The sequence below is a fragment of the Nonomuraea sp. NPDC050022 genome, from assembly GCF_044460705.1.
Taxonomy (GTDB): Bacteria; Actinomycetota; Actinomycetes; order Streptosporangiales; family Streptosporangiaceae; genus Nonomuraea.
This window is the reverse complement of the sequence record NZ_JBITKE010000003.1, coordinates 609,727-627,237: the sequence shown is the minus strand read 5'-3', so window position 1 is coordinate 627,237 and position 17,511 is coordinate 609,727. Positions and strand designations below refer to the sequence as shown.

General features: G+C 69.2%; 20 protein-coding genes and 1 tRNA gene. 12 read left to right on the top strand and 9 right to left on the bottom strand.

Features of this window, described 5'->3' with window-relative positions; translation table 11 throughout:
* The first annotated feature begins 56 nt into the window (after positions 1-56).
* Both ACIBO2_RS14350 and ACIBO2_RS14345 read left to right on the top strand, forming a co-directional pair.
* Positions 57-1,238, top strand: a complete 1,182-nt coding sequence (locus ACIBO2_RS14350; RefSeq protein ID WP_397297279.1) for a CynX/NimT family MFS transporter — start codon at positions 57-59, stop codon at positions 1,236-1,238.
* A 14-nt stretch (positions 1,239-1,252) separates the two neighbouring features.
* Complete coding sequence (locus ACIBO2_RS14345; RefSeq protein WP_358539729.1) at positions 1,253-1,939, top strand: hypothetical protein; 687 nt, start codon at positions 1,253-1,255, stop codon at positions 1,937-1,939.
* Here the strand turns inward: ACIBO2_RS14345 and ACIBO2_RS14340 are convergent.
* Both ACIBO2_RS14340 and ACIBO2_RS14335 read right to left on the bottom strand, forming a co-directional pair.
* Positions 1,890-2,447, bottom strand: a complete 558-nt coding sequence (locus ACIBO2_RS14340) for a cysteine dioxygenase family protein (RefSeq protein ID WP_358539732.1) — start codon at positions 2,445-2,447, stop codon at positions 1,890-1,892. The two genes, ACIBO2_RS14345 and ACIBO2_RS14340, sit on opposite strands and share 50 nt — an antisense overlap.
* Positions 2,444-3,304: an amidohydrolase gene (locus ACIBO2_RS14335; RefSeq protein ID WP_358539735.1), complete on the bottom strand. Its 861-nt coding sequence runs from the start codon at positions 3,302-3,304 to the stop codon at positions 2,444-2,446. Before ACIBO2_RS14335 ends, ACIBO2_RS14340 begins: the two co-directional genes overlap by 4 nt.
* Before the next feature lie 212 nt (positions 3,305-3,516).
* Here ACIBO2_RS14335 and ACIBO2_RS14330 point away from each other — a divergent pair, with 212 nt between their 5' ends.
* A complete protein-coding gene (locus tag ACIBO2_RS14330; protein WP_358539738.1) occupies positions 3,517-4,521 on the top strand; it encodes a LacI family DNA-binding transcriptional regulator in 1,005 nt (334 codons plus the stop codon).
* A gap of 447 nt (positions 4,522-4,968) precedes the next feature.
* Here ACIBO2_RS14330 and ACIBO2_RS14325 read toward each other — a convergent pair whose 3' ends face one another.
* Entirely contained in the window at positions 4,969-5,346 is a 378-nt protein-coding gene (locus ACIBO2_RS14325; RefSeq protein WP_357950586.1) for a phage holin family protein, read from the bottom strand.
* A 154-nt stretch (positions 5,347-5,500) separates the two neighbouring features.
* On the opposite strand from ACIBO2_RS14325, the gene ACIBO2_RS14320 reads away from it, so the two are divergent.
* A complete protein-coding gene (locus ACIBO2_RS14320) occupies positions 5,501-5,776 on the top strand; it encodes a hypothetical protein (RefSeq protein ID WP_225291914.1) in 276 nt (91 codons plus the stop codon).
* 183 nt (positions 5,777-5,959) lie between these two features.
* Here ACIBO2_RS14320 and ACIBO2_RS14315 read toward each other — a convergent pair whose 3' ends face one another.
* Together ACIBO2_RS14315 and ACIBO2_RS14310 are read right to left on the bottom strand one after the other, a co-directional pair.
* On the bottom strand, positions 5,960-6,739 hold the full coding sequence (locus ACIBO2_RS14315) for an FAD:protein FMN transferase (protein ID WP_358539741.1): 780 nt from the start codon (positions 6,737-6,739) through the stop codon (positions 5,960-5,962).
* 49 nt (positions 6,740-6,788) lie between these two features.
* The gene (locus tag ACIBO2_RS14310) at positions 6,789-7,502 is read right to left on the bottom strand and encodes a hypothetical protein (protein WP_358539744.1); all 714 of its coding nucleotides are present in this window, start codon (positions 7,500-7,502) and stop codon (positions 6,789-6,791) included.
* 52 nt (positions 7,503-7,554) lie between these two features.
* On the opposite strand from ACIBO2_RS14310, the gene ACIBO2_RS14305 reads away from it, so the two are divergent.
* The 3 genes from ACIBO2_RS14305 (at position 7,555) to ACIBO2_RS14295 (ending at position 9,244) form a co-directional block, all read left to right on the top strand.
* Positions 7,555-7,947: an OsmC family protein gene (locus ACIBO2_RS14305; protein WP_358539747.1), complete on the top strand. Its 393-nt coding sequence runs from the start codon at positions 7,555-7,557 to the stop codon at positions 7,945-7,947.
* Between the two features lie 250 nt (positions 7,948-8,197).
* A complete protein-coding gene (locus ACIBO2_RS14300) occupies positions 8,198-9,121 on the top strand; it encodes a nucleoside hydrolase (RefSeq protein ID WP_358539750.1) in 924 nt (307 codons plus the stop codon).
* Positions 9,122-9,167: 46 nt separating this feature from the next.
* A tRNA-Lys gene (locus ACIBO2_RS14295) sits at positions 9,168-9,244 on the top strand.
* Between the two features lie 124 nt (positions 9,245-9,368).
* Here ACIBO2_RS14295 and ACIBO2_RS14290 read toward each other — a convergent pair.
* The 3 genes from ACIBO2_RS14290 to ACIBO2_RS14280 all read right to left on the bottom strand — a co-directional run bounded on the left by ACIBO2_RS14290 (position 9,369) and on the right by ACIBO2_RS14280 (position 12,087).
* The gene (locus ACIBO2_RS14290) at positions 9,369-10,202 is read right to left on the bottom strand and encodes an ABC transporter permease (RefSeq protein ID WP_358539754.1); all 834 of its coding nucleotides are present in this window, start codon (positions 10,200-10,202) and stop codon (positions 9,369-9,371) included.
* Positions 10,199-11,164 (bottom strand): ATP-binding cassette domain-containing protein, encoded by a 966-nt coding sequence (locus ACIBO2_RS14285; protein WP_358539757.1) that lies wholly within the window; start codon positions 11,162-11,164, stop codon positions 10,199-10,201. The genes ACIBO2_RS14290 and ACIBO2_RS14285 overlap by 4 nt, the downstream gene beginning before the upstream one ends.
* Before the next feature lie 167 nt (positions 11,165-11,331).
* Positions 11,332-12,087 (bottom strand): helix-turn-helix domain-containing protein, encoded by a 756-nt coding sequence (locus tag ACIBO2_RS14280; RefSeq protein ID WP_358539760.1) that lies wholly within the window; start codon positions 12,085-12,087, stop codon positions 11,332-11,334.
* Between the two features lie 151 nt (positions 12,088-12,238).
* On the opposite strand from ACIBO2_RS14280, the gene ACIBO2_RS14275 reads away from it, so the two are divergent.
* From ACIBO2_RS14275 to ACIBO2_RS14255, 5 genes are all read left to right on the top strand, one after another.
* Positions 12,239-13,309: an isocitrate/isopropylmalate family dehydrogenase gene (locus ACIBO2_RS14275; protein WP_358539763.1), complete on the top strand. Its 1,071-nt coding sequence runs from the start codon at positions 12,239-12,241 to the stop codon at positions 13,307-13,309.
* A 10-nt stretch (positions 13,310-13,319) separates the two neighbouring features.
* Positions 13,320-13,976, top strand: a complete 657-nt coding sequence (locus ACIBO2_RS14270) for a cysteine hydrolase family protein (RefSeq protein ID WP_397297272.1) — start codon at positions 13,320-13,322, stop codon at positions 13,974-13,976.
* 89 nt (positions 13,977-14,065) lie between these two features.
* Positions 14,066-15,016, top strand: a complete 951-nt coding sequence (locus tag ACIBO2_RS14265) for an acyltransferase domain-containing protein (protein ID WP_358539769.1) — start codon at positions 14,066-14,068, stop codon at positions 15,014-15,016.
* Positions 15,017-15,026: 10 nt separating this feature from the next.
* The gene (locus tag ACIBO2_RS14260) at positions 15,027-16,085 is read left to right on the top strand and encodes a hypothetical protein (RefSeq protein ID WP_397297270.1); all 1,059 of its coding nucleotides are present in this window, start codon (positions 15,027-15,029) and stop codon (positions 16,083-16,085) included.
* Complete coding sequence (locus tag ACIBO2_RS14255) at positions 16,036-16,962, top strand: NAD(P)H-binding protein (protein ID WP_397297268.1); 927 nt, start codon at positions 16,036-16,038, stop codon at positions 16,960-16,962. The genes ACIBO2_RS14260 and ACIBO2_RS14255 overlap by 50 nt, the downstream gene beginning before the upstream one ends.
* Before the next feature lie 88 nt (positions 16,963-17,050).
* Here the strand turns inward: ACIBO2_RS14255 and ACIBO2_RS14250 are convergent, their stop codons facing one another.
* Positions 17,051-17,323: a helix-turn-helix transcriptional regulator gene (locus ACIBO2_RS14250; protein ID WP_358539778.1), complete on the bottom strand. Its 273-nt coding sequence runs from the start codon at positions 17,321-17,323 to the stop codon at positions 17,051-17,053.
* Between the last annotated feature and the right edge of the window lie 188 nt (positions 17,324-17,511).

Here is a 17,511-nt window from a genome sequence, read left to right as displayed (position 1 = left end):
CCCAAGTAGGACGGCCAGACAACGTTGTCAGAGCGTTATGCGAGAGTAGAGGTTCTATGCCCCTGAGATCCGCACTCCTCGTCGCCGGGTTCGTGCTGGCCGCGCTGAACCTGCGGCCCGTGATCGCCGGCATCTCCCCGCTCCTCGATGAGATCATGAACGACGTCGGTCTCACGCCCGCGGCGGGCGGTGGGATCACCACGGTGATGGTGGTCTGCTTGGGCGTGTTCGGGCCGATCGCGCCGCTGCTCGCGCGCCGGATCGGCCTGGACCGCACGCTGCTCGCCGGGCTCCTCGTGCTGGCCGCCGGCGTGGTGCTGCGCGGCCTCGACGGCATCCCCGCGCTGTACGTGGGCTCGGCGATCGCGGCCACCGCCATCGCCGTGATGAACGTGGCCATGCCCGGCATCACCAAGGAATATTTCCCCGACCGGGTCAACCTGATGACCGGCGTCTACAGCTCCGCGATCGTGGGCGGCGCCGCGACCGCCTCGGCGCTGGTGATCCCCGTCGAGCACGCCACGGGCTACGGCTGGCGCGGCATGTCGGCGCTGATGGCCGTACCCGCGCTGCTGGCCGCGTTGCTCTGGCTGCCGCAGGCGCTGCGCGGGCAGGCGGGGCCGCAGGGCGGGCCGCGGCCGTTCGGGGTGGTGCTGCGCAGCCGGGTCACCTGGTACGTGACCGCCCTGATGGGCCTGCAGTCCTTCACCTTCTACGTGCTGCTGGCCTGGCTGCCGACGATCTTCCATGACGCCGGGCTGCCCGCCGACCAGGCCGGCTACCTGCTCAGCGTGACGAACCTGGTCCAGGTGGGCGCCACGCTCGGCGTGCCGATCCTGGCCGGGCGGCGGCCGTCGCAGGTGCCGTTCGTGATCGGGGCGGGGCTGCTGACCGTGGCCGGATACCTCGGCATGTTGCTGGCCCCGGTCGCCGCGCCCTGGCTGCCGTGGCTGTGGATGGTCGTGCTCGGGGTGGGGCAGGGAGCCTCGTTCGCGCTGGCGCTGCTGCTGATCGCGCTGCGTGCGCCCGACCCGGCGTCGGTGACCGCGCTGTCGTCGGTGGCGCAGTCGGTGGGGTACGCGGTGGCCGCGCTGGGGCCGGTGCTGTTCGGGCTTCTCAGGCAGGTGTCCGGCGGGTGGACGGTGCCCTTGCTGACGGGGCTCGGGGTGCTGGGGGCGCAACTCCTGGCCGGTTGGTTCGCAGGGCGCCCTGCTACCTTGGGTAAGGCTTACCGGTAGTGGAAGGATTTCACGTGCTCACGGAGGCGCTCCAGCGGTTGGCCGACGAGCGCGGCGGGGTGATCGGGGTCGAACCCGAGCTGGTCATCACGCCGGACGAGACCTGGACGGCCGCCTCGGAGCTGCTGCGCCCGCCGTACACCCTGCTGGAGGAGCTGGTCGACCAGACGGCGGCGCGCTGGAGCGCCCCGCGCCACGTCGGTGCCGCGCTGTTCTGGAAGACCTACGGCTACTGGCACACGCTGCCGATGGCGCTCGGCTGGGCGCTCGACGGGCGGGTGCCGACCATGCGGCCGGCCGAAACGTACTTCAAGGTGTCCGGGGCGGGGGTGACGATCGCGGCCAGCCGTGTGAGCTGGGGTTCCGGCGTCGCGCCGATCAGACGGGCGCTGGCCGAGTCGCAGGAGCCGCTGGTACGCGTGCTCAGCCGGATGGCCAGAGTGGGTGAGCGGACACTCTGGGGTTCGACCGCGGAGGCGTTCGCCCACCCGTTGACGCAGTTCGTGGCGGGTGACTACATGGCGCTGCTGGCCGAGGTCGGCAAGCCGGTCGACGGGCTGATCGAGCCCGCCGACGACGGCTACTTCCGCAGGACCTGCTGCCTGTGGATCGCGCTGCCCGACGTGGAGCCCTGCGCGAGCTGCTGCGTGCTCAGGCCACCACCGCGTCGTCCATCGGACGAAGCTCGTCGGCGTAGCTGACCGAGACGCGGCGCATGACGCCGGTGTCGTCGATGGAGTACTGGCCGAGCCGCCACAGCGGCGGCGAATAGGCGTGGATCGAGACGCTGTTGTCCACGGCACCGTTGAGCCGGTGGATGTGGTCCGGGCCGAACGAGAACGACTGGCCCTCCGACACCACGGTCTCCAGGTGCTCGCCGCCGATGCGCGGGTTGCACTCCAGCAGCGCCCCCTGGACCACGTGGACCGCGCCCGAGGAGATGTCGTGGTCGTGCCAGCCCGTGTCGTCCTCGGGCCGCCAGCACAGGAGCCAGACGTCGACGTAGGCGTCACGGTAGAGCGAGGCGTAGTGCCGGCCGCCGTCGGCGGGGAACTCCACCTGATCGCGCCACTCGGCCGGGTCGGCTGCCAGCTCGTTCACCAGCTTGCGCAGCTCGCGCCGGTCCAGTGTGCGCTCCGGGAGCCGAGCACAGGCGCCCCCGTCCTGGGTCTGATTCATGCCGGGGTGCTCGAGGATTAGCTCGCTCACGTACGGGTCTCCTTTCGGCCGAGTAGACGACGGGGATTGGTGACCCGGATGGCGTGGGCGGCTGCCTCGCCGAGCCCCGGGTCGGGTGCGGTGGCGTAGGGGGCGTCGGAGCCGTTGACCACGACGTCGACGCCGAGCTCGCGGACGATCGCGTCGATCGCGCGCGGGCCGTACGAGGAGGTCTCCACGAAGCAGCCGGGGTCCACCAGGCCGCGGCCCGTGCCGCCCCTCGCGATCAGTCGCTCCGAGTGGAGCGGGGCCAGCCCGGCCAGCAGCGCGAAGCACACGCGCAGCCTGGGATGGCGCGGTCTGACGACCGCGTGGAAGTAGTGCCACGACGCGTGCATCTGCTGGACGTACGGCACGAGCGCGGGCCACCAGGACGGTGTGCCGGGCGTGGCCGCGGCCGGGCCCGGATGGACGAACAGCGGCAGGTCCCGCTCCGTGAGCACGTCCAGCAGGCGGTCGTCGGGCAGGGCCGTCGCCGGGATCTGCAGCCCGGCGAACCCGCGGTCGAGGTCCTTGGCCAGGCGCTCGGGGTCGGGCTCGCTGTGGCAGGTCGAGGCCCACGCGCCGAACGGCTCGGGCAGCCCGAGCGCGCCCTCGTGGTAGGCGTCGAGCAGCGGCCACGCCTCCTCCGGAGGCAGGAACTCGATGCCGAGCGGGCTGGACAGCGAGACTAGGGCCAGCTCCAGCCCGGTGACGTCCCGGTCGGTGTGGTCGGCGGGGTCGACCTCGTAGGGCGGCTCGCCGTCGAGGATCAGCGTCCAGCCGTCGAGGTAGGGGGGCGCGGTCCGATCGCGGAGCGCTTCGACGAATGTTCCGGTCCACAAATGCTGATGGATGTCGATGATCACGACCACACCTCCCTCTATTTCCTACTAGTATTGCAGGTAAACCTATCACGCTGGAACTTCATGCTGTGAACCGTTTCAGTGATACGGTTCAGTGAACCGCTTCACTGGACAAATGTCAACGGTTGGCCGCTTGCCCCCCGATAGGGACGAATCCCGCCGGCGGCCCCTTTGGCATGCGAGCTTCTGTCGGTGCCACGCAATAGGCTGACTAGATGCCACGGAAGAGAGCGACGATCCGGGAAGTGGCCCAGGCGACCGGTCTGTCGCCGGCCGCTGTCTCCTACGCGCTGCGTGGCATGCAGGTCTCCGAGGAGACCATGGAGCGGGTCCGCGCCGCCGCCGCCGAGCTCGGCTACGAGGCCGACCCCATCGCCAGGGCCCTGGCCAGCGGGCGCACCAACATGATCGGGCTGCTCTGCGGCTCCCTCGAAGACCTCTGGCAGCAGTCGCTGGCCGTCGGCATCAGCAGGGGCCTGCGGGAGAAGGACCGCTACGCGCTGATCCTCGACGCGGTCGGCGACCCGGCCCGCGAGCGGGCGCTGGCCCAGCAGCTGCGCGACCAGCGGGTCGACGGCATGATCGTGCAGCCCGTCGATCCGGCGGCGCCGTTCTGGTCGGAGCTGTGCGAGTCGCTGCCGGTGGTGGCGATCGGCGACTCACTGGCGGGCACGGCCGGCGAAGTGGTCTTCGACAACCGCCGCGGCGTCACCCTCGCGCTGGAGCACCTCCACGCGATGGGCCATCGGCGGATCGCCCTCCTGACGCCGACTTTGACCAGCACCCCCGACCGTCCGGCCGACGTGCTCGTCACCGCCGAGGCCGACCGCCTCGGCCTCGACATCGTGGTGGCCACCGCGCCCCACGGCCTGGCGGCGGCCACCGACGCGGCCCACCGCATCCTCGACGCGCATCGGCCTAGCGCGGTGTTCTGCTTCGCCGACTCGATCGCCTATGGCGTTTACGCGGCGGCGGCGGAGCTGGGGCTGTCGATCCCCGGCGACGTCTCGGTCATGGGTTACGACAACCACCCGATGTCGGGCCTGCTCACACCGGGGCTCACGACGGTCGACTGGGACATCGACGGTATCGTGCGGGCCGCGGTGCGCCTCATGTCGGCGGCGGCCGACGGGGGGACGCGGCGTCGGAGGGTGGTGCAGCAGCCGACACTTCGCGAACGGGGCTCGGTGGGGCGCCTGTCGGTCGCGGGCGGTCCGTAGCGGCGGGTTGCTGGTCGTCGGTGGGCGGGGCTTTGGCGGCGAGCGGGCGGGTGTCTGTCGTCGGGGGGTCGTGGTGGCTGGCCGCCTGTCTTCCGCGGGCCGTAACGGCGGGATGTCTGTGCCGGTCAGCGGCCGTCTTCCTGGAGGCCCTCAGCTCCGTGCGGTGGGGGGCGGGTGCCCACCGCTTGCCGTACAAGATCGAAAAGGTTGTGAGAGCAGCAGCCGTGCGGCGTGGAGGTCATCCGAGAGGGGACGGTCGGGGACATCGGGCCTCTTGTGACGGCGACGCGCTCGCAGGCGAGCACGATCTCCAGCGGCTCCGGTGGCGCGGCTCGGCCGGCGCGGCCCGGGCCCGATCCAGTGAGGAGATCGTGACCCGGGCCGCGCCGTACGCCGCCGCATGGACCCGCGCGCAGGTCAGACCGGCACCGCCGAGCTCCACCGGGATCAATCGTTGTCGGGGATGAACAGACCGAGCAGCCAGCTGACGACGCTGATGATGATCGCGCCCCAGAAGGCGGCCGGATAGAAGTTGGCGACATGGAAGGGGATGTCGAGCTGGCCGGAGATCCAGCTCGTCAGCAGCAGCATGGCCGCGTTGATCACGAGGAGGAACAACCCCAGCGTCAGCACGATCAGTGCACAGCCCAGCGTTTTGATGATCGGCTTCACGATGGCGTTGATGAGGCCGAAGATCAGGGCGACGATGAGCAGGGTGCCCCAGTATTTGGGGGTGTTCGACCCGGCGATCTGAATGCCAGGGACGAACTGGATGGCGACCCAGAGGGCGACCGCGGCCGCCAGGGTTCTGATGATGAATCTCACGCTGGTTGATCCTCCCATTACCGATCGGTGCTCCGATAGAGGCACTCCGTGATGAGCGGATATGTGCCGCCCGGCCACCCACTGTGATACGCCTTGTCGATAGGCGTTACCGAGGGGCAACGCTGGGAAGAGGCAGTCGGGGGAAGGGAGCGAGATGGACTCGGATGGATTCGAATCGCTGTCGGCCAGCGAGCTGCACGATCGCGCGGTCAGCTACGCCGTGCGCCACGGCGATCTGGGCTTTCTGTGGAACCTGTTGCGAGTGATCCCGGCGGCCGAGGCCGCCAGCGGTCACGACACCGAGACCGCCAACGACCTCAGCCGGGTGTCCGCGCTGCTCAGCGATGCCCTGGCGGCCGGCGAAGGCGAGCTGGGCGAGGCTCTGCGGCCGGTCTACATCGAATATCTGAGCAAGCATCCCGAGGCCTAGCGCTTCCACCCCACAGCTGTTCCGTTCCGCGCCGATCGAACGCCCGCGCGACTCGCAAGGCTGCGCGACCCGCAAGGCTGCGCGACCCGCAAGGCTGCGCGACCCGCAAGGCTGCGCGACCCGCAAGGCTGCGCGACCCGCAAAGCCGCGCGACTCGCAAAGCCGCGCAGCCCGAAGGCCGCCTCAGCCCGCCAGCAGGGCTTCCGGGCTGCTGTAGGCGGCGAAGCCGGACGTGGTGATGACCTCCTGGTCGTCACGGCCGATGATCATGGTCTGGTACGGCCCGGCCGCCGCGAGCTCCATGGCGAAGCGCCTGCCCAGCACCGGCCCCATGGCGTACATCGCCGTCGCGTAAGCGTCGGCGGCGCCCAGGTCGGGGCCGAGCACGGTGACCGACCCGAGGGTGTCCTGCTTGATTCCGGTGCGCGGATCGACGACCTTCGCGCCGCCCGTGGTGGCGATGCCCAGGTCGTGGGTGAACACGACCGTGCGCACCCGATCGGTACGCGGATCACGGACGCCGATCTGCCAGCGCTTGCCGGGGGCGGCCGAGCCGCGCACCCTGATGTCCCCACCGGCGTTGATGTGGTGATCGACGGCGCCGGCGTTGGTCAGCGCGCGGGAGAGCCGTTCGAGCGCCCAGCCCTTGATGTAGCCGGAGGCGTCTATGACGCCGTTGATGCGGGACTCGAACCACCCGCCGGTCGCCTCGCTGAGCTCGTCGCAGCGATGCAGCACCTCGATGAGCTCCGGGACCTGCCGGATGGTCCCACCGCGGTTCAGTGCGCTGATCTGGCTGTCTTCCCTGGCGGGGTTGAACGTCTCGTCCACCCAGCGCAGCCAGGCGAAGGCGTCGTCGAGTACGGGGGCCAGCTCGCGCCGTGGCAGGGCGGTGCGGATGTCCACGCTGACCGGTATGCCCATGACCATTTCGACACGGGCGCTTCCGGGGAAAGTCGTCACCTTGCCTCCTTGTTCGCAGCAACCGTCCCACGGCGCGCGTAATGCCTGGTTAAACCCTAGGCTTGGGTTTGAAACGAGTTGTCCTGACCTGCGCCTTTGGTACGGATAGCCGGGTCAGGGCGCCCCGGACGTACCGCTGGAAGGGCCGGGGTCCGGCGACGATCACGGTGCGTTCGGCGATGTCGGGCACCTGGCGGCGCAATCCCGAGGCGCTGAGCCGCTCCTTGGCCCGGGGGTCGTGCTCCTCGCCCTCGACGAGCACCAGGCCGTGCTCGGCCTCCAGCTCGCGCAGCTCGTCGGTCACCCGGTCGGTCCGGTAGACGGTCACGGTGTCGCCCGTGCGGGTGGCGAGCAGGTCGCGCAGCCCGGCGGGTTCGAGATCGGCGACAATGAGCAGGGAGCCCCGGGTGGTGGCCCGTACGCCGTGGTGCCAGACGGCCATCACGGCCGCGATGCCGTACAGCAGGAGCGAGCCGGTGCGGCTGGCGCTGGTCACATAGGCGGTGGAGCTGAGCTGGTGCGCCACCAGCAGCGTGCCCGCCACGTACCCGGCCAGGCGCAGGCGCCGCCTGACCTGCTCCGAACGGAGGAGTTCCGGCGCCCTGGCCGACAGCAGCCCGAGCGTCACCAGCAGTCCGGCGACGGCCCACGCGGAGGGCCGCCAGGGGTAACCGAACCCCGGTTGGATCGCCCCGAACTCCGCGACCGCCACACCGCACCAGAACACGATGAGAGGCTGATTCGCCTTTGCCTCGCTAGCCATGGGATAGACGATGCTCGCCGAACATGAGAGGCGTCTGAGTAGTGTCTGAAACATGGCTAACGTACGAGTTGAGCGGACCGAAGACGGCGGGTTCCGGGCGACGAACGCCCGCGGCGCGGAGGTACAGATCGGGGCCGGCGACGAGGAGGGCGCGTTCACGCCCGTCGAGCTGCTGCTCGCGGCGGTGGGCGGGTGCAACATCGTGACCGTGGAGCCCCTGACCGCCAAGCGCGGGCAAAGGCTGATCCGCCTGTCGATGACCGTCGAATCGGAGAAGGTCGAGCCGAACCTGCTGGGTCCCGTCACGGTGACCTATGACGTCGAAGTCCCCTCCGAGCAGGCGGACGAGGTCTTCCGGGCGGTAGCGGATCGGGTGCACGCGAAGTACTGCACGGTCAGTCGCTCCCTCCAGGAAGGTACGGAGGTCCGTTTGGTAATCCCGTAACCGGATTAGGCGGACATTCGACCCCCCTATGACACGTTCGTTGCATTCGTCTCGGTAGTGTCGAGGCAGGTCAAGAGTCCTGCGACTGACTTGCAGACTTTTACCGAAGAGCGGACGCGGAGGGGGACCGTCGTTCGCAGTGCGGGACCGCCGGCGTTTTTGGGGGAAAGCGCCGGCCTGGACCGCCCTCGGTCGGGGCCGGACAGTTGGGGGACTGTCCGGCCCCGATTCATGCGTATTGTTCGGTTATGTGACAAAGGTCCTCATTGACTGCGATCCCGGCATCGACGACGCGCTGGCCCTGGCGCTGGTGGCGGGCACCCCGGCCCTCGAACTCGTGGGTATCACCACGGTAGGCGGCAACGTCGACCTCGCGTTGACCACGGCCAACGCGCTGGCACTCAGGGAATTTCTCGATCTCGGCGACGTTCCGGTCGTTCCCGGCAGCGCGGGCGCGCTGGTGTGCCCCACGGTCCGCGCCGCCGACATCCATGGTCTGTCCGGCCTCGGCGACGCCGTCCTCCCACCGGCGACCCGCCCCGTTTCCGACGGCCACGCCGTGGACTTCATCGTGGAGAGCCTGCGGGCCGCTCCGGGCGAGATCACGCTGGTCGCCATCGGCCCGCTGACCAACATCGCGCTGGCCGTACGCCGGGAGCCACGCGTCGTGGAGTGGGCCCGCGACTTCGTGATCATGGGCGGCTCCTACACCCGCGGCAACACGACTCCCGCGGCGGAGTTCAACATGAAGGCCGATCCGGAGGCGGCCGCCATCGTCTTCGACGCCGGTTGGACGGTGAAGATGCTCGGCCTCGACGTGACCCTCACGGCCGCGGTGACCACCGAGGTGCTGGACCGGATGCGCCCGCTCGGCCGGCTGTCCGACCTGCTGGTCCCGGCCGCCCAGTCCTACGGTGAGGTCACGGCCGACTCCGGGCCGGGCATCCATGACGCGTGCGCCGTGGCGTACGTGCTCGACCCCGCGCTCTTCACCTGCGTACCGGCGCGGGTGGACGTGGAGACGATCGGCCGGCACACCTCGGGAATGACGGTCACCGACTTCAAACTCCGAGACGCGCGGCCCAACGCGCTGGTGGCCACATCGCTGGATGTGAAGCGGTTCTGGGAGACGGTGCTGGAGGCCTACGAGGGACTGGGCGAGCGGCTCGGATGATGTGCTGGGTGGTGCGCGGTGGCTGCTACAGTTACTTCTGTTGCGGGCGCCGCTAGCTCAGTTGGTTAGAGCAGCTGACTCTTAATCAGCGGGTCCGGGGTTCGAGTCCCTGGCGGCGCACCAGCGAAGGTCTTCTGGCCAGGTAAAACCGCCTAGTTCACTAGGCGGTTTTACTGTTTTCTGGGCCGGGATCAACGCCTTCAGGCGACCCACGCCATGGCCCCGCCGTCACTGGAAAAGACCGGCTCTACCGGGTGGTTCGTTGGAATCTCCATGTCGCCAGTGGGATGAAGACGACGAGGATGGCGATGGACCAGGCCAGGGTGGCGGTGAGGGGGTGCTGCAGCGGCCATGATCCCTCTGTGGGGGTGATGGTGGGGTTTCCGAAGAGTTGGCGGCTGGCGGCGACGAGGGCGCTGATGGGATTCCAGTCGGCGATGAAGCGGAGCCAGGTGGGCATGCCGTCGGTGGGGACGAAGCTGTTGGACAGCGCCGAGATCGGGAAAAGGATGGGGATGAGCGCGTTCGCGGTCTCGGGGCTGATGGAGAGGCCGACGGTGACGCCGATCCAGCTGACCGCGAAGCGGACGAGAAGGATGAGGCCGAATCCGGCCAGCGTGGCGGCCAGGCCGTTGTGGGCTCGCCAGCCGACCAGGAGTCCCACGCCGGCCATCATGGCGGTGGTGATGATGCCGGTGGCCAGGTCGGCGAGGGTGCGGCCGAAGGGGATGGCCGACCGTGCCATGGGCATGGAGCGGAATCGGTCCATGACGCCTTCGGCGATGTCCTTGGAGATGAGCAGGGCGCTGGCGATGACTCCGGTGATGGCGGTCATGGCGAACAGCCCCGGCATGAGATATTCGCGGTAGCTGCCGCCGCCCGGCACGTTGATGGCGCTTCCGAAGACGTAGCCGAACAGAAGCACCATGATGACCGGGACGATCATCGCGCCGACCAGTTCGCCGGGGTGGTGGCGGAGTTGGCTGAATTCCCGGCCGGCCACCGCCCATCCGTCGCGGATGGCCCAGCCCAGCCGGGAGAGCGGGCCCGCGACCGCGGGCGCTGCGGATGTGGACGTCACGGTGTCTCCTGCTCTTCGGTGGTGGTGTGGCCGGTCAGACGGAGGAAGACGTCGTCGAGTGTCGGTCTGCGCAGGGTGATGTCCTCGACGGTGACGTCCGCCGCGTCCAGCGCGCGGACAGCGGTCAGCAGGTCGTCTCTGGCGCCTTCGGTCAGCGCGCTGACCCTGCGGGCACCCGGGGTGATGTGGGGTTCGGTGGTGAACGCCTGGGCGAGTGCCGCGGCGGCGACCGGCAGGGTGGCCGGGTCTTCGACCACGACCTCGACGCGTGCGCCGCCGATGCTGGCTTTGAGGTCGGTGGGGGTGCCGTCGGCGATCAGCCGGCCGCGGTCGATGACCGCGATCCGGTCGGCGAGCTGGTCGGCCTCGTCGAGATATTGCGTCGTCAGGAGCACCGTGGTCCCCTCGCGGACCAGGCCGCGGACCAGGTCCCAGACCTGGTTGCGGCTGCGTGGGTCCAGCCCGGTGGTCGGCTCGTCGAGAAACAGCACGGCCGGCTCGATCATGAGGCTGGCCGCCACGTCCAGGCGGCGCCGCATGCCGCCGGAGTAGGTCCGCACCACCCGTCCGGCGGCCTCTAACAGGTCGAACCGCGCCAGCAGTTCCTCGGCACGCTGCCGGATCAGTTGTCCCGGCAGATGGTAGAGGCGGCCGAACAGGCGTAGGTTCTCTCGTCCCGTCAGCTTCTCGTCCACGGCGGCGAACTGGCCGGTCAACCCGATCTGATAGCGCACCGCGGTCGCCTGGCGGACGACATCGTGTCCGGCCACCCGGGCGGTGCCGGCGTCCGGCCGCAGAAGGGTCGACAAGATCCGGATCATCGTCGTCTTGCCCGCGCCGTTGGGGCCGAGCAGGCCGTAGACGGTGCCGGTCGGAACGGACAGATCAACGTCTTGCAGGGCGGTCGTCGAGCCGAAGCGTTTCACGATGCCGCGCGCTTCGACAACGGGCTGCGTTGTCATACCTGCTCCCAGAGAGTTGCGAGTGGCGCACCTTGGGGGCTTCCCCGGCGGCGGAGCACTCGGAGGAAGCTGGTCGATCACGTCGGGTTGATGCCTTCTGTCGCAGCTTTAACACCAGTAGCGTACCAGAATTGGATCGGTGCCAACAATGGTATCGATCCAATTAGCTACGCGGATGGCGTCTCCGCTCCGCCGAGGCCGGTGTCCAGGATGTCCAGTGCGCGGCCGGCCGTCTCGGTGAGGGCGGCGGTGATCTGCTCCGCCGGTTGGCCTCCGGCCCGTAGTCGCATCGCCTCTTCGACCATGGCGGTGACCGTGGTCAGGATGAAGGCGGCGAGTGCGCGTGCCGCGACAGGTCCCAGCCGCGCGGGCACCCGGTCGGACAGGATCGCCGCCAGGTCCTCCTGGTAACGGCTGCCGCGCCGCCGCAACGCGTCCTGTATCGAGGGGCTCTTCATGATGATCGCCCCCAAGAGGGCGAGGCGCGGGTCGCCCCCGGCTCGCCCGCCGCCGACTTGCGGGTCGCCCGCGGCCCGTCCGCCGCCTTGGGGGCCCGCGGCCCGTCCGCCGCCGCCTTGGGGGGCCTTCGGTGTCTCCGGCAGTTTCGCGAACATGCGCGGCAGTTCCTCCTTGAGGAACTCCGGTAGCGGGGTGCTCAGGGGAAGCTGGTCGATCAGGTCGATCACGTCGGCCTCCACCGGGCGGTGCCAGGCAAGGAGGAGGTCCTCCTTGGCCGGGAAGTGGTTGACGACGGTCTGTTTTGCGACGTCGGCGGCCTCGGCGATCTCGGCGATGGTCACCGCGTCGTAGCCGCGCTCGCTGAACAGGGTCAGGGCCGTGTCGGCGATCCGTTCCCTGGTCTGGATCCGCCGCCGTTCGTGTCGGGTCTTCACGGTCTCTTCGTGAGGCAGGTCTGTACTCATAGAAGTACCGTACCATACTTGGTCTCATATCAATATTGGGATCAGTCTTATTTTCTCGGAGTCGATGGCTACTCGATCGCGTTCCGATGGCGGCCTGGTGGGGTTGCCCTCAGTACTCGCGGATCCATCCGACCGACGATGAGGACAAAGCATGGGCAGCAAGGTTCAGATCGGCCTGGCGGTGGGCCGGGGCACGGGTGCCGAACTGGCGAGCGCGTTCGAGCAGGTCATCGGGAAGCTCGGGGACATCTACGCGGTGCGGCCCGTGATCAGTCGATCATCCCGGATCTACGGCTCGTACTTCTCGCTGCTTCCAGAGCTCGACGCCGGTCGCATCAAGGAGGCGACGGCCGAGGACGCGCGCCACTACGAGGAGTTCTGCCGCGGTCAGGCCAGCCGGGGAGTCACGGCGATATTCCGGACCGCGATCAACGCCCAGTCGCTGTACATCGTGCGAGAGCGCCTGCACTCGGTCAAGGTCGACGCCCTCGACACGGATCTCGTGTCACTCCTTCTGGTTCGCGACCAGGCCCAGGGTTTCTACACCGGCTTCAACACACACCACGACGGTGTCGTGACGCGCACGTTCCAGTTCAGCAGGCACACCACTGAGAAGGTCGTCTCGTTCGCGCTGGAGCGGGCGCGGCTGCACTGGGGGGACCGGCCGATCGACCGCGTGATCATGGCGTACAAGTTCCACCTGCTCGATGGCGCGCTGAGCGGCTGGGTGAGCGAACTCTCCCGGCGTTACGACATCGAGATCGAACTGTGCCAGCCGGACACCGCCAACCGCGACCTCATCGCCGGCGGCCTGTCCGGCCGGGTGCTCGTCATCGGAGGCAACGAATGGGCCGACATCATGCACGTGGTGCTGCTGGACTGGCTCGGCCTGGGCCGCCAGGAGAGTCGCTTCAGCGAGAACGTGTACCTCCACCCTGACCTGGCCGGGCTGGCCGAGTTCCAGACGGTGCACGGCTCCGCCGACAGCCTGGAGGGGAAGGATCTGGTCAACCCGACCGCGGCCATCCGGGCCGCGGCCGCCATCATGCAGCGGCATGCCGCCTGCGACGGCGCCGAGCGACTCGTCGAGCACGGGCTGGAGCGGCTCACCGAGCGCGGTCTGGTCACCGCCGACATGGGCGGCCGGCAGAGCACCACGTCGGTGGTGAACGCTCTGTGCGAGGCCCTGGAGTCACGCCGCGGGTGGTCAGGGACCCGGTAGGGCATCGGCCATGACCACCCGGAAGAGCACGGTGATACCGGCCGCCGCGAACGACGCGGCCGGACGGCGCGCCGCGCTGCTCGTGATCGACATGCAGAACGACTTCTGCCTCAGCGACAGCTCCGGTTCCGGTCGCCCGCTCGACCGGGCCACGGTGCCCGCGGTGGTGGAGAACACCCGCCGGTCCGTCGGGGTGGCCAGACAAGCGGGCGTGGAGGTCATCTTCGTCCGCTTCCTCGGCGACGAGAAGTACCAGGGACCGAGCTGGCGGGAACGCAACCGGCGACTGGGCAAGCGACCCCGGTGCCGGGAACACACCTGGGGCGCTGAGTTCCACCGCGTGGAGCCGGCGCCGGGCGAACGGGTGTTCACCAAGCGCGCCCACTTCGACGCGTTCCTCACCGCGGGATTCGAGGAGTATCTGGCCTCGCGAGGCGTGAGCACGGTGGTGCTGGCCGGGCTCTACAGCGATGTCTGCGTCGACTCGACCGCGCGGACGGCATTCCAGAAGGGCTACCACGTCACGGTCCTGTCCGACTGCACGACCAGCCTCCACCTCGACCCGGCCGCCGTGCTGCGCTTCATGGAGGTGTTGTACGGCGCCCGGATCACCTCATGGGAGGAGATGGCGCGGACCGGGCTGTGGGCGACCGAGCCGGCCGGGTGACCGGCGGCACTCCACGGGCACTCCAAGCGGCTCCGAACCGGCGGTGTGACATTCAGGAGCCAGTGAAATCCACGGTTAGGGGCGAGAGCATGGCGTTGGCGTACATCATCGACGGTGGGCTGCACGATCAACCGGGACTCGGCACCGATCTGTACGAGGCGTATCCCGCCGTGAGCAGCGTCTACGAGCAGGTGGCCGAGTGGACCGGCGTACCGGTGGAACGGCTGCTCTCCTGGGGGGCGGATCCGTTCGCCGAATACCGGGAAGTGGGTGCGATCAGGCGGGCGGCGGTGGTGCTCGGCGTCTGCGATGTCCTGGCCGAGCACGGGGTCCGGCCGGACATCGTCGCGGGAATGAGCCTGGGCGCCATGACCGCCGCCGCGGTCGTCGGCGCCGTGGAGAGGCGGGAACTGTTCGAGCTCCTCGCGCGCCTGCGCGAGATACCGCTGAGGTTCGACCCGCCGCAGGGCATGGCCAAGCTGTTCGTACCCGCCGGCCTCGATCCCGAGGAGTTCGTCGGCGGGTTCCCGGAGGGGGTGTACGTCGCGGTGGAGATCGGGCGCGTCGCCGGCCGGTCCTCGCGGCTGGTGCAGCTTTCCGGCCATCAGGAAGCCCTGCACCGGCTCGCCGAGCGGATGCCGGACAAGGAGGCGCTCGAGATTCCGCCGGAGAGCTCCATAGCCTTCCACTCACCGCTGCGGAACTACGTCCGCGAGGCCCTGGAACCGCAGATCGCCACCATGACCTTCGCGAACCCTGAGGTCCCGTTCTGCGGAGGCATGGAGCCCGGTCTGTACGCGACCGCGGACCAGGTGCGCGAGGTGTTCCGCAGGAACCAGACCGACCCCCTCAGCCTCCCCCGGATGCTCGAATGCCTCGACCGGCACGAGGTCGAGCTGTCCTTCCTGGTCGGCCCCGCCGCGGTGGATCTGTACCTCGGGGCGCTGGAACACGCCGCTGTCCATATCGACAAGCCGAAGCATCTGTCCGAGGCGCTGGACGCCATTCAGGAATTCGGGATGCTGCCGACCGAGCGGTGAGGAGGCCGTCGTGGACGCCCTGATCGAACAGTTCCTGGACCAGGACCTCGACGAGTGGACCCGAAAGGTGATCGCGCGGCACTTCGACCCCGAAGGCGGAAGCCCCTACTGGCTCAAGCGCGCGGCCAGCCTGCCCTTCGACCCGAGGGACGTGACCCGCTACGACGAGATGGCCGCGTTCGGCCCGTTCCCGCTGGTCGATCTGCGTACGCTCGATCCCGCCGACCTCGTGCCCAGATCGGTGCCGAGGCCGTTGATCGGGCGCGTCTTCGACTCGGGCGGCACCACCGGCGATCCTTGCCGCGTTTTCTACACCACGCGGATGCTGCGCCAGCGCGGGATCTGGCGCCGCTGGTCGTTGCGGGCCGAGGGATTCGAACCGGGGCGGGCGTGGCTGCAGGCGACGCCGACCGGGCCCCACATCATCGGTCACGGCGTCGCGGAGCTCGCGGAGTATGACGACGCGCGCGTATTCGTGATCGACGTCGATCCGAGGTGGGTCAAACGCCTGGTGCGTGCGGGCCGGCCGGCTGAGGCCGAGGCGTACACCCGCCACGTCGTTGACCAGATCGCCAACATCGTCGAGCTTCAGTCCATCGACTACATGAGCACGACCCCCACGTTGTTCCGGGCCTTCGTACAGGAGGCCCCCGACCTGGCGCGGACGCTCAAGGGAATCCGGGTGGCCGGCACGCAGATCACCCCGGCCATGAACCGCGCCTTCAGGGAGGTCCTGGCCGGCGGAATCGTCGGGCGTACCTACGGCAACACCTTTGGCGTCGCCGCGGGACTGCCCGCCGCGCCGGACGGCGGGATCCTGCCTTACGTACCGACGTATCCGCACGTCACCATGGCCGTCACCGACAAGCAGGACTGGCGGCAGGTGGTCAGCTATGGCGCGATGGGACGGGTACGCCTGACCGTCCTGCACGAGGACCTCTTCCTGCCGAACATCCTGGAGCGCGACCAGGCGATGCGGTACGACACGGGCCCGGAATGGCCCTGCGACGGTGTCGCCAATGTCCGTCCACTCCAGATCACCCGCGCCACTCCCGAAGGCATCTACTGACATGATTCTGGTATGTGGGGCGACGGGCACCGTGGGTCGAGAGGTGGTGGAGCAACTCCGCCACACCGGGGAGAAGGTCCGCGCACTGACCCGTGACCCGGCAGCGGTCTCCTTCCCGCCCGACGTGGAGGTGGCGGGTGGCGACCTGGGCGATCCGGCCACCCTGGCGGCACCGCTGCGCGGGATTCGGTCGGTGTTCCTGACCGGGATGACGTACCTGCGGGCCGAACACGACCGGAACCTCGTGGAGGCGGCGGAAGCCGCCGGTGTGCGGCACATCGTCCAGCTCTCCTCGCTCGCCGTCGAGGAGCGCGATGGTGGCGCGCTCGCCCGCTGGCAACGGGCGGCCGAGAACGCGCTGCGTCGCTCGGACATGGGATGGACGATCCTGCGTGCCAGCGGTTTCATGTCCAACGCGCTGCGGTGGGCGCCGCAGATCGTCGTCGCGGGGGTGGTCCGGGCGCCGTTCGGCGCGTCGCCGTCGGTCCCCATCGATCCGCGCGACCTCGCGGCCGTCGCGGTGGCCGCGCTCGTCGGCGAGGGGCACCGGCGCCAGGTATATCCGGTGACGGGACCCGAGGTGCTGACCACCCTCGATCAGGTGCGCGTCCTCGGCGACGTCCTCGACCGGGCCCTGCGCCTGGAGGAGATCACCCCGGCCGACGCCAGACGGGCCATGCTCCGGCACCTGCCGGAGGAGATGGTGGACGCTCTGGTCGGGATGTGGGGCAGCGCCGACGTCGAGTTGCGGACCCGCGTCCAACCGACCGTCGAGCGGCTCACGCGCTGGCCGGCCCGGACCTTCCGGGAGTGGGCCGCCGACCACGCCGACCGCTTCGCGCCGGGCACGTGGACGGGCGAGCGCCGTTCGCACTGAGACGGGCGACCGCCGTTGGCACTGAGGCGGGCGACCGCCGTTCGCACGAGACGGGTGCCGCCCCGCCCCGCGCGGGGCACCCGGTGGCTCAGGCGGCGCGGTTACGGGGAGTCACGCGCGCCGCGCACCGCGGGGGCCACACTCCGTGCAGAAGTATCCCGGAGGCGTAACCGTGGGCGACCAGGCCCGCCCGGCTCCTGCGGCCCGACTTGCGGAGCATGTTCCTGACGTGGCTCTCCACCGTCCGGACGCTGATCCCGAGCTCCGTCGCGATCTCGGAGTTCGCACACTCCGTCGCCACCAAAACGAGGACATCTACTTCACGCCGGGTAAAACGCGGCTTCGAATACTCGACTGTCATGGCAGATTACTCACTGTACGCATCTGGCCCCCCGCTCTGCCTGGTTACGCAGTTAGGCATGGCCGTGATCATGTCTACTCACTCATACCCAGGAAAAGATCCGTGCCACCCGTGATGTTTTTAGACCTTGCTTGAGGCAGATTGAGGGAATCAAGAAGCACGCTAGAGGCACTGTTAAATGCGGCACT